The following is a 2108-nucleotide window of genomic DNA, read 5'->3' on the forward strand; positions in this document are numbered from 1 at the left end:
GTAGAAGCACTGAAGTTGCCCAATGTGGCTATGCTGGAATTATCAACCCATATAATCTGAGGAGGTGTTTTATAAGTATCTGTTGCCTTTATCAACGATTCGCTCAATATGCGATTGAGACGCTGTACTCCTTCCTCTTTTGAGTTAGGCTGTACATGTTTGTTATTTTCTTCCATTTTCATTCTTTCGGATTATTAATTTCTGTTTTCGTTACCATTCCAATAATCTCTTGTTTGTTTTGGAGCAGCCACTTGTCGATTTCTTCTCTATTAAAATACAGCATTTTTCCCCTTGGCTTATAGTGTGGAACTTCTTTTGCGGCTGTAAGTTTGTATAGCAGGCTTTCAGAAACACCAATATACTTACATGCTTCGTCAAACCCCAAGACGGTTTTGGTCTGCTTGACCATCTTCTCCAATTCCTCGATTCGCTCTATTAGTTTGTCAATAGGTCCCAAAGCCTCCAAACTGTCTTCTATTGCGACAATTCGCTCATAGAGTCTAAAATGTCTTTCATTCATGTGTCACGTACCTTAATTAAATTGTTTACAGACAGTAGCACGGTTATATTAGCCGTCTATTCTTTCTTTGTGTAGATAGTACATATTCCTCTGCTTCTCTTTGAATCTCGTTCTTCGATTTGCCCTTGGTTCCTTGAAGCCATTCATCTATCTCAGATTTGAGGAACATGATGCGTTTGCCTCTCTTGTGAAACGGTATTTCCCGATTGCTTGTCCAGCAATATATGGTATGCTCTACCGGATGTGTTGGGAGATAAGCACATAATTCAGCAACCGTAAACCATGTTTCTTCTTTTTCTGATTGAACAAGTTCATATATACCATCAATCTTGTCTTCTAATGATGACAGCTTTTTCAGTACCCCCGTTATAGCGTTGGGAATATCTTCAAATCTTATACTATTTTCTTCCATGCTAATTATTTTTTATGATTTTTGATGCAAAGTTATGGGGAGACTGTCACTAAATAGAAAAAGTAACGTGATAGTAAGGCAGTATCAACCAAACTATCACGTTTTTACTTGCATTTAGCAGAATTATTGTGATTTATTCCTCTCTTAATATCTGTTCGATGGATTTGCAGATGGCATATTGACTTGCTGTCATGGAAACGTTTCTTCTTATCCTTGAAAGAGAAGAGGAAAGACAACTCGAAGTTATGAATTTCTCTGTTCCGTCCTTTTTGATACTGGTTAAGAAGCGACCTTCTCCCATGACATATTGCCAATTATTGTTTATCAAATGGTATTGAGCCATAGCGTCAAACAGTACGGCTACATTACGTACATTCTTTACACGGATAGATGCGTCCAAGTCGCACTTGAATAGGCGACACAACTCGCTACGCACATCACTGTTGTCGGCAAAATCAAATATGTCGTGACTTTGGACAAGTTCTACCAACAAATCCATCTGTCTGTCTGACAATTGGCATCCCAAAGTGAGGATGGACGATTTCTTTCGGGTAAGGATTGGCAGACCAGTACCCACATGTTGAAGAAACAACTCAATAAGTTCCTGCTTGGAATAATCTTCTTTTTTCTTGATTATTGACACACACTTAGAGTCTCTAAACAAAGTACCAATAATGCCAATTGCCATCTGTCGCGAGTTCTTACAACGTGCACAATCACAGTCAATATATTGGTGACTGCGCTCAAATAGTTCTATGAAGTACTCTGTCTTCATATGATTCTTTTCAGCTTGAAGATACCAACTTCTTGCGATCTCAAACAACTCATACAGTTCTCTGTAGAAGTCTTCTGTACACTCCACATGTTTGTGGACACGCTTGCTCTCTTCAAAAAGAGAGAAGCCAAAAAAGGCTGTCTTTTTTCATTTTTATCTGTTTATTGTTATAAATGTTTGGTTTCCACGAAAGGTTAAAGTGCCAAAACAATAGCATCATTACATAGAATGATGAAAATGAAAGGCACTAAAAACCACCTGTACAATAAAGGACTTATTGATACAAGTGGTCTTCTATACTAAGTGCTTACAAATGATAATCACTATTCATCTATGTCCAACTTAAAAGCTTCTGTAGCTTCATCTTTCTTCTTGTCAATTACTTTTGCGTAGATTTGCGT

Annotated in this window: 3 protein-coding genes and 1 pseudogene; all 4 read right to left on the reverse strand. The window is 37.8% G+C overall.

What is annotated here, in order from left to right; all coding sequences use genetic code 11:
* Window positions 1-176, reverse strand: a pseudogene (locus tag DXA05_RS25975) (mobilization protein); the annotation flags it as partial.
* 2 nt (window positions 177-178) lie between these two features.
* On the reverse strand, window positions 179-520 hold the full coding sequence (locus DXA05_RS25980) for a helix-turn-helix domain-containing protein (RefSeq protein ID WP_004320277.1): 342 nt from the start codon (window positions 518-520) through the stop codon (window positions 179-181).
* A gap of 43 nt (window positions 521-563) precedes the next feature.
* Window positions 564-932 (reverse strand): helix-turn-helix domain-containing protein, encoded by a 369-nt coding sequence (locus DXA05_RS25985; RefSeq protein WP_004320284.1) that lies wholly within the window; start codon window positions 930-932, stop codon window positions 564-566.
* A gap of 133 nt (window positions 933-1065) precedes the next feature.
* Window positions 1066-1620 carry a hypothetical protein gene (locus DXA05_RS25990; protein ID WP_021935591.1) on the reverse strand — a complete coding sequence of 185 codons (555 nt, stop codon included), beginning with the start codon at window positions 1618-1620 and terminating at the stop codon, window positions 1066-1068.
* Window positions 1621-2108 lie beyond the last annotated feature (488 nt).

It is taken from the genome of Bacteroides sp. AM54-2NS (genome assembly GCF_003602935.1).
GTDB lineage: Bacteria > Bacteroidota > Bacteroidia > Bacteroidales > Bacteroidaceae > Bacteroides > Bacteroides xylanisolvens.

What these genes read in the sequence shown, in the direction of transcription:
- DXA05_RS25980 (WP_004320277.1), bottom strand. Translation starts at nt 520, where the DNA reads ATGAATGAAAGACATTTTAGACTCTATGAGCGAATTGTCGCAATAGAA.
- DXA05_RS25985 (WP_004320284.1), bottom strand. Translation starts at nt 932, where the DNA reads ATGGAAGAAAATAGTATAAGATTTGAAGATATTCCCAACGCTATAACG.
- DXA05_RS25990 (WP_021935591.1), bottom strand. Translation starts at nt 1,620, where the DNA reads ATGGCAATTGGCATTATTGGTACTTTGTTTAGAGACTCTAAGTGTGTG.